Source organism: Candidatus Nanohalovita haloferacivicina (assembly GCF_029232205.1).
GTDB lineage: Archaea > Nanohalarchaeota > Nanosalinia > Nanosalinales > Nanosalinaceae > Nanohalovita > Nanohalovita haloferacivicina.
The window spans coordinates 245778-254412 of record NZ_CP107255.1 but is presented as its reverse complement, the minus strand read 5'-3'; the positions used below and the strand labels follow the sequence as shown (position 1 = coordinate 254412).

General features: G+C 44.9%; 10 protein-coding genes. 8 read left to right on the top strand and 2 right to left on the bottom strand.

Annotated elements, in window-relative coordinates; genetic code table 11:
* Nucleotides 1-34 precede the first annotated feature (34 nt).
* The 3 genes from HBNXNv_RS01475 (at nucleotide 35) to HBNXNv_RS01465 (ending at nucleotide 3861) form a co-directional block, all read left to right on the top strand.
* The gene (locus HBNXNv_RS01475; RefSeq protein ID WP_347721067.1) at nucleotides 35-1591 is read left to right on the top strand and encodes a coiled-coil domain-containing protein; all 1557 of its coding nucleotides are present in this window, start codon (nucleotides 35-37) and stop codon (nucleotides 1589-1591) included.
* A complete protein-coding gene (locus tag HBNXNv_RS01470) occupies nucleotides 1588-1935 on the top strand; it encodes a hypothetical protein (protein WP_347721066.1) in 348 nt (115 codons plus the stop codon). Before HBNXNv_RS01475 ends, HBNXNv_RS01470 begins: the two co-directional genes overlap by 4 nt.
* An 84-nt stretch (nucleotides 1936-2019) precedes the next feature.
* Nucleotides 2020-3861 carry an ATP-dependent DNA helicase gene (locus HBNXNv_RS01465; protein ID WP_347721065.1) on the top strand — a complete coding sequence of 614 codons (1842 nt, stop codon included), beginning with the start codon at nucleotides 2020-2022 and terminating at the stop codon, nucleotides 3859-3861.
* Here HBNXNv_RS01465 and HBNXNv_RS01460 read toward each other — a convergent pair.
* On the bottom strand, nucleotides 3858-4244 hold the full coding sequence (locus HBNXNv_RS01460; RefSeq protein WP_347721064.1) for a hypothetical protein: 387 nt from the start codon (nucleotides 4242-4244) through the stop codon (nucleotides 3858-3860). The genes HBNXNv_RS01465 and HBNXNv_RS01460 overlap by 4 nt on opposite strands.
* A gap of 80 nt (nucleotides 4245-4324) precedes the next feature.
* Here HBNXNv_RS01460 and HBNXNv_RS01455 point away from each other — a divergent pair, with 80 nt between their 5' ends.
* Nucleotides 4325-4717, top strand: coding sequence for an FAD synthase family protein (locus HBNXNv_RS01455; protein WP_347721063.1), 393 nt, complete (start codon nucleotides 4325-4327; stop codon nucleotides 4715-4717).
* On the opposite strand, the gene HBNXNv_RS01450 is transcribed toward HBNXNv_RS01455, so the two are convergent.
* Entirely contained in the window at nucleotides 4714-5064 is a 351-nt protein-coding gene (locus tag HBNXNv_RS01450) for a hypothetical protein (RefSeq protein ID WP_347721062.1), read from the bottom strand. The two genes, HBNXNv_RS01455 and HBNXNv_RS01450, sit on opposite strands and share 4 nt — an antisense overlap.
* Nucleotides 5065-5169: 105 nt before the next feature.
* On the opposite strand from HBNXNv_RS01450, the gene sufB reads away from it, so the two are divergent.
* The 4 genes from sufB to HBNXNv_RS01430 all read left to right on the top strand — a co-directional run bounded on the left by sufB (nucleotide 5170) and on the right by HBNXNv_RS01430 (nucleotide 8595).
* Entirely contained in the window at nucleotides 5170-6570 is a 1401-nt protein-coding gene (gene sufB / locus HBNXNv_RS01445; RefSeq protein ID WP_347721061.1) for a Fe-S cluster assembly protein SufB, read from the top strand.
* Between the two features lie 9 nt (nucleotides 6571-6579).
* Complete coding sequence (locus tag HBNXNv_RS01440) at nucleotides 6580-7662, top strand: SufD family Fe-S cluster assembly protein (RefSeq protein WP_347721060.1); 1083 nt, start codon at nucleotides 6580-6582, stop codon at nucleotides 7660-7662.
* A gap of 129 nt (nucleotides 7663-7791) precedes the next feature.
* Nucleotides 7792-8190 carry a DUF2178 domain-containing protein gene (locus HBNXNv_RS01435; protein WP_347721353.1) on the top strand — a complete coding sequence of 133 codons (399 nt, stop codon included), beginning with the start codon at nucleotides 7792-7794 and terminating at the stop codon, nucleotides 8188-8190.
* A 54-nt stretch (nucleotides 8191-8244) separates the two neighbouring features.
* Nucleotides 8245-8595 (top strand): hypothetical protein, encoded by a 351-nt coding sequence (locus HBNXNv_RS01430; RefSeq protein ID WP_347721059.1) that lies wholly within the window; start codon nucleotides 8245-8247, stop codon nucleotides 8593-8595.
* Nucleotides 8596-8635: the final 40 nt, after the last annotated feature.

Sequence of the window (8635 nt, the reverse complement as noted above, 5' to 3'; positions counted from 1 at the left end):
ATACCAGCAAACGGAAACATAATTGTGATAAAACATGGGCGTTCTCGACAAAATCCCTGGTAGAAAGAAAGACGTAGAAGAAGAGGTCGACAAACAGGTAGAAGAGACCAAAGAAGAACACAAAGACAGCGAAGAGAGTTCGGAAGAAGAGAACAGCCCCGAAGAAGTAGAAGATTCTCAAGAAGAACTAGACGAACAACCAGAAGAAAACGAAGAGGCCCTCCAAGAAGAAATGGAGGAAGAGAGTGACGAAGATCAATCCGCAGAGGCCGAGAAAGAAGACTCTGAAGAAGGAAACAACGAAGAACAGGCAGAGAATGAAGAAAGCGAAGAAAAGAACTCCGCTGATGAAAACAAGGACGAAGCGGAAGAAACCGAAAATGATACAGAAGAAGATGGCGACTCTGAGGACGAGGCCGAGGAGTCAGAAGATGAAAGCGAGGGAGAAGATGGCGACGAAGAGGAAGAAGACGATGAACCAGAAACAGTAGGATCTATTGCCAGAGAAGACCAGGACATCGACTACGACCCAGATCAATACGAAGATGACGAGCAAGAAGACGACAGCATCGAGCTCCAGGACCTGATGCAGAAAACAGAGAAGCTGGAAGGACGTTTTGAAGGAGTAGACAGCTTTCAGGACCAGATCAATGAACGTATAGGAAATATTTCTGAAAAGATCGGCGAAGTCCGATCCATGGTTCTCGAACAGGAAAAAGAAGTAGACGACATAAAGCAAGGCTACAAGAAGATAGAAGACATCTACGACGAGATGGAGCCTGAAAAAATCAATAAACGATTCGAGAAGATCAACGGAAAAGTTGAAGGAGTACAGGCCCAGTCAGAACAGAACAAAGAGCTTCTAGATAACTTATCGAACAAAGTAGACGACATCAAAGAAAACGTCGACAAAGTAGACGACTTCGACAACCTGGCAGAAATGCAGGAAAAGCTTCAGAAAAAAATGGACAAAATCGAACAACTGAAGCGAGACATCAACGAAAAAGAATCCAAAGTCGAATCGATGTTCGGCGAGATCGAAGGCCGCCTACCAGAACTTGACTCCGTAAAAAGCAAGACGGAAGCACACGAAGAAATGCTGCAGGATCAGGTCAAAGACATTGACAAGATCAAGCTTAACATCGATGACAAACTGGACGAAGACAGCCTGAACGATAAGCTAAAGGAGATTGCCGAAGACGATGAAAAAGAACTCGAAGGCGTGATGACCGACGCCAGATTCGAGGAGAAAATAAAGGAAGAAATCGGCGACATTGAGGGCCACGAAAAAAGCATTGAACAGCTGAAAGAAGATGTAGATAACCTCAAAGAGAAAACAGGAGACGAAGACGATGAAAACCTGTCCGAAGAGATCGACCAGTTACAGGAAAAAGTCGAACAGCTTGAGGACTCCGTAAAAGATACCGACAACATCAGAGACATAATCGAAAGCTACCAGAGAGCAAGAAACAGCAAGATCAAGGAACGACTAGACGAACTAGAGGAACAACAGCAAAGAAACGATGAACTGGAGAACCAGGTTGAAGAACTTTCTGAACTGGTACTTCAGATGGCACAGAAGAAACAATGAATCTGAAAGACTGGGACAACAAATACGACTACCGCAACGTAGAATGTATGCGATGCGGAAACCAGTGGTACTCAGAAAAATACGACGAACACGAAGTTCTACCAGATCACTGCCCCCAGTGCTACCAAGATGAAATAAGAGAAATACCAACACCACCAACCAAGGTAGACAAGGCCAAAGAAAAAGTAGAACAGAAAAAAGAAGAAATACCGAAAAAACTGGCCGAAACCAGACACCAAATGGTACTCTGGAAAGAACAAAACAGACTACTCATCTCCATGATCTACACAGGAATAATCCTCATGGCCCTCGTCGCAGGACTCGCATTCCTCCTCTTCCAATAAAAAGTTAAAAACACAGGAACCTGTGTAAAAGAATTCTCAAGGCCAATAAATGGGTTTTTATGACTTCCAGTTCCATCCACTAACATGGACCTTTTCCCATTCGAGCAAGTAAGGGAACGCCAGGACGAACTAATAGAATCAACAGAAAACGCCCTAAACAACGAGGGCAACCTGGTAGCACACGCACCAACAGGCCTAGGAAAAACCGCAGGCACAGTAACACCAGCAATCGAAAAAGCACGCGAACAAGACAAAACAGTATTCTTCCTCACCCCAAGACACAGCCAACACCAGATCGCGCTCGAAACAGTAAGAAAAATAAACGAAAGACACGGAGAAAACATAATCTCAGTAGACCTCATCGGAAAAGACCACCTATGCGAAGCAGATATATCAACAAGAGGAGGAGAAGGCCCAGACTGCCCAAGACACGACAACACCTTCAAAGACAACCACGAACTAACAACACAGGCCCAGAGAAAACTAAAAGAAGTAAAACACCAGAACCTATCCGCAGGAGAAATGAAAAAGGCCTGCGACAAAGTATGCGCCTACTCACTTTCTATGCAGCTAGCAGCAGACGCAGACCTGATAATAGCAGACTACTTCCACATATTCCACCCAGGAGTCAGAGAAGCAGTACTTGAAAACGCAGACATCAACCTGGAGGACTGCATCCTTATCGTGGACGAGGCCCATAACATGCCCTCAAGAAACAGATCACTGTTCACATACTCGCTCTCTCTACCAAACATCAAGAGATCGATAACGGAGGCCGAAACATTCGGATATTACTCAGAACAGGAAAATCTCGACCAACTGAAAAGAGTAGTAACAAGACTGGCCAACGAAAAACTATCACAGACAGAACAAGACGCCACAATCAAAAAAGACGACCTGGTAGACAGCATCGACAACTTCAGAGACTACGAGGACATGGTCAAAGACATGGAAAATGTGGCAGAAGAGGTCGAGGAAGAACAGGAGAGAAGCTACTGCGCACAGATAGCAGAATTCCTCAGAGCATGGGAAGAAGGAGAAGACAACGGATTCGTACGCGTAATCAAAAGAGAATACAACCAAGGCAGCCAAACACTCAAAATAAAATACTCCTGCCTCGACCCACAGATCTCCAGCAAAAAACCACTAAACAAGGCCCACAGCAGCATCCTCATGTCCGCAACCCTCACACCACAGGAAATGTACGTAAACCTCCTAGGCCTCGAAGAAGACAAAACAGAAACAAGAGCATTCAAATCACCATTCCCAGAAGAAAACGAACTCGACCTCGTAATACCAACACTTACAACCAAATACGAGGAAAGAGACGACTCAATGTGGCAAAAATACGCCTGGTACCTATCCAAATCATTCGACGCAGTAGACGGCAACTGCGGAGTCTTCTTCCCAAGCTACTCAATGATGAACCAGGTCAAACCACTAATAGAAGAACACAGCGACCGACAAATATTCATAGAAGAAAGAAACGCATCAAAAGACCAGAAACAAAACCTCCTCGACAAGTTCGCAGACAGAAAAGAACAGGGAGACTCAGTACTACTAGGAGTAGCAGCAGGAAGCTACGGAGAAGGAGTAGACTTCCCAGGAGAAGTACTCAAAGCAGTATTCATCGTAGGCCTCCCACTACAAAGACCAGACCTCGAAACAAAAGAACTCATAGACTTCTACGACGAAAAATTCGGAAAAGGATGGGACTACGGATACAGCTACCCAGCAATGAACCGCGCAATACAGGCCGCAGGCAGATGCATAAGATCAGAAACAGACAAAGGAGTAATAGTCTACATGGACGAAAGATACGAATGGAGCAACTACAGAAAAGTCTTCCCAGACGACAAAAAACTCGTATCCACCAGAGCACCGTGGAAAGAAATAGACGAATTCTTCGAAAAACACAGAAACTAGAACGGCGCCGGCAACACCAACTCATAAACAGTCAGGCCGCCAACATCTTTCTCACTTAACTCAGCACCTACACCTTCATCAAGACTCTGCAAAACCTCAGGCCATCCCTCACCATCAACCTGAAAAACAGCTCTACGAGAAGAACCTGAAAGAATATCACGATCGCCGTTGACAGGTCCAGCAAGACTAAAATCAAAGGAAAGACCATCCAGATCGTAAACATAACCAGACTCAACCTCAGACCTATCAGAGTCCAGAACACTGTACTCAGGCCTTACATCAAGAGAATCCAACACATACTCATTCACTGCAACAGCCATCTCATCAATATCATCTCTCCACAACTCCTCAACAGAATAAACTCTATCAGCAACCTGAACCATAAACACAAAATAACAGCAAAAAGATTAAACACCTTCCAAGGCCTCAAGACGTAATAAATCTAACCTGACAAAAAACAAACATGACAACAGTAATGGCCCAGGGAACATTCGACATACTACATCCAGGCCACCTACACTACCTGCAGAAATCAGCACAACTAGGAGACAAACTAGTAGTAATAATCTCCCGCGACTCAAGAGTCAAAGAAAAGAAAGGCCTCCACTTCAACGAAGAAGAAAGAAGAGAAATGGTACAGGCCCTCAAACCAGTAGACCAGGCCGTTCTCGGATCAGAAGGAGACATATATACAACAGTAAAAGAAACAGACCCAGACATCATAACACTAGGCTACGACCAGAAACACGACGAAAAAGAAGTACAGAAAATGGCAGAAAAAGCAACAGGCCACAAAGTACAAGTCAAAAGAATATCAGGCCTGGAAAATTACTCCTCAAGCAACATCAGAAACTAAAAAGAACCAACATCACTCTCAAAAGCCTCATAGACAGCATCACGGAAATCATCATACTCATCAGATTCTCCTTCAGGCCTCATACTGAAACCGGTACCAAAGTCACCTGAACGCAAGGGCCTAACCTCAAAACCAAAAATCTTTTGGCCAACAGCCCTGTTCTCAAGCACATAAGCATCATAAAACTCAGAAGTAGATCTGGCATCAGCAATACCTGCATCAACACCGTTCCTATCGCCATAAATATCACTGGCCTCATCGAGAACCTCTTCAATCCAGAAAACAGCATCATCTCCTATACGAGAATTCTCAAGCATCTCACCGTAAGTAGATCCTTCAACCGACATAACTGCAGTAAATAAACTCGCAAAGCCTGAACTTAAAACCCGTATAGAAAAACGGAAAGGAAAAACTTCACCGGATTTAAAGATTTAGGCCCACCTAATTCAATTATGAGCAACGAGGAAATCCAGAAAAACCAGGAGAAATTCAACCACATCACAGAAGCAGACATCAAATACGAGGCCGAAAAAGGCCTATCAGAAGACCTGATACGCAAAATTTCTGCCGAAAAAGACGAACCAGAATGGATGCTCAAAAAGCGATTACAGGCCTACAGACACTTCGAAAAAAGGCCTATGCCAGAATGGGGTCCTGACCTGTCAGACCTGGATTTCGATGAAATAACACCGTTCATGGTAGCAGACGCAGAACAATCCGACTCATGGGAGGAAGTGCCGGAAGAAATCAAAGACACATTCGACCAGCTAGGAATTCCAGAAGCAGAAAAAGAAGCACTTGCAGGAGTAGGCGCACAATATGAATCAGAAGTCGTCTACCAGAACATGAAAGAACAGTGGGAAGAAAAAGGAGTAATCTTCTGCGACATGGACAAAGCAGTACAGGAACACGAAGAACTAGTCAAAGACTACTTCATGAACAAATGCGTCCCACCACAGGACAACAAATTCGCGGCCCTCCACGGCGCACTATGGTCAGGAGGATCATTCGTATACGTACCAGAAGGAGTAGAAGTGGAAATACCAGTACAGGCCTACTTCAGAATGAACAGCAAAGGAATGGGACAGTTCGAACACACACTAATCATAGCAGAGAAAAACTCCACAGTACACTACATAGAAGGCTGCAGCGCACCACAGTTCACAAGAAACAACCTGCACAGCGGATGCGTAGAAGTATTCGTAGGAGAAGACGCACACGTCCAGTACTCAACAGTACAAAACTGGAGTAAAAACACATACAACCTCAACACGAAAAGAGCCAAAGTACAGGAAAACGGCACAATGGAATGGGTATCCGGATCAATGGGATCCAAAGTCACAATGCTATACCCATCATCACACCTCAACGGCGAAGGCGCCAGAGCCAACCACATCTCCATCGCATACGCAGGAGAAGACCAGAACATCGACACAGGAGCCAAAGTCATCCACAACGCACCAAACACCAAATCAACAATCGAATCAAAATCCATCAGCCAAGACAACGGCAGAACCAACTACAGAGGTCTGGTCAGAGTATCAGAAGGTGCATCAGGCTCAAAAACAAGCATCGAATGCGACGCACTAATGTTCGACGACGAAGCAACCTCAGACACAGAACCATACATCGAACTCAAAGAAGACGACGTAGAAGTAGCCCACGAAGCAACAGTAGGAAAAATCGGCGACGAAGAAATTCACTACATGATGAGCCGAGGAATAGAAGAGGAAGACGCCAAAGAAATGATCGTAAGAGGCTTCATCGAACCAATCGCCAAAGAACTACCACTAGAATACGCAGTAGAACTCAACAGACTAATCCAACTCGAAATGGAGGGAAGCCTGGGCTAGGTGATCAAAATGAAACTAGAAGAAATCAAAAAAGAAGCAGAGAAGAAGATAGAAGAGCTGGAAAACCCAGAATCCATCAGAACACCAGGCCGAACATGGACAAGATACCCGGAAATAACCCCAGAAAAAGGCGAAGTACAGCCAGAGATAGAAACTGAAGGCGAAGTAGAAGTACTTCAGGGAGAAGAAGCAGTAGAGGCCTCAGAAGAAAAAATATTTAACGCAGTCAAAGCAGAAGAAGACAAACTGACAGCAACACACGCAGCCAACCTCAACTCTGTAATCTACATCAAAGTAGAGGAAAAGGCCTCAGTAAAAATAACATACAGAGATCAGGCAGATACATTTGCACACGTCGTAGTCGACGCCAGGGAAAATTCAGAGCTCACACTAACAGAAGAATTCAGAAACGAAGGCCTTCTAACATCAATCAACGAAATCTACGTAGGAGAAAACGCAACAGTAAACTACGGAGCCGTAGAGGCCTCAGAATCAGACCTGACGTACTCAAGAAGAAAGGCAGTTGTAGAGGACTACGGAACAGTCAACTGGCTGAACTCACAGTTCACGGGCGAACTGAAGAGAACCAAGATCGAGACCGTTCTCAACGGCGATAACTCAGAGACAGAAAAGCTCGCAGTCTGGTACCCGACAGGAGAACAGCACAACGACATTTCTCTGCATGCATATCACTACGGAGAAAACACGCGGTGCCAGATGGACTCACGAGCAGTAGTAGACGACAAAGCACGCTCAGTCTACGAAGGCCTCCAACACGTAGGAGACAGAGCCGACGACACACAGAGCTTCCAAGATGAATCAGTTCTAATGCTCAGCGACAAGGCAGAAGTAGACGCATCACCAAAACTCATGATCGAAGACCCAAACGTAGAGGCCTCACACGCAGCATCAGCAGGAAACCTACCTGAAAAAGAACTGCACTACCTGAACTCCCGAGGTCTCTCAGAAGATCAGGCCCGCAGACTGATCGTAAAAGGCTATTTCGAGCCAGTAATGGAAGATATCACAGTACCAAAACTGAAAGAATCAATCAGAGCAGAAGTCCAGAAGAAACTGGATAAGAAAGAGTAGAGGCCAAAGCCCTTCTCTCAACACCTATTAGCATACAACCTTACAACCCCGCCATATTTTTCCAGACCACAAAGTAAAGCAGACTTTACATTTAAAAATGTCAAGCACACTTTACATCATGTGATCGGCATGGATCTGGAAAAATACGCTACTAAAAGAACCCACAAACTTACTTTACTTGCTGGAATGATCGTATCTGTAGGCCTTTTCGCCACAGAAATCTATATTGGGGCTGCAGCTGCGATTACAGCTACAGTAGGCCTTCTATACCTGATCAAGAAAAAGAGCAAGACACCTATCGAGGATGAGCGAGATATCAGCATCGCGAAAGATTCGATCTTCAAGGCCTTCACATGGACAGGAGTTTTTCTTGGTGTAGCCATGATCGGTATCTCAGTAGCTCTGGGAACCGGAAATCTGGAAACCTATCCGGATCAGGTTGCACCCTATTATCTGACATGGGGAGCAATAATGCTGTTCGCGATAACCATCGAGGCCTTGAAGCGTTTGAAGGAGGTGGCCGATTAGATGGTATTTTCTGGAAGAATCAAGGGCCTAGATAGAGTTATTAAGCAGAATTTTATGATTTTTATCGGAGCCTTAACTGGCATGGTGGTCGCTGAGACCTTTCTCTCGACAGAAACCGGCGTCAGTCTTGTAGTAGCTCTCGGAGCAGTCATAGCCTTCAACATAGGAAATCTCGCAGCTAAGAAGATCAGAGATAAGCCAGGCTACGATGAAAGAGATATTCAGAACCTGGATCAAGGCCTGGGATACGGCTTCATAGTAATGACAACGCTTACAGGCGTAGGTATCGCCACAAAAATTTCATGGAGCCAGTCTGAAATCCTGATTATCTCAGTCACTACAGCAACATTTCTAATGATCTGTCAAAACATCCGGCAAACAGGAATCAGAGGCCTTAAGAAATGAATCTAAGATCAAGGTTTAGGGAAAGCATTTTGCCAGCAAG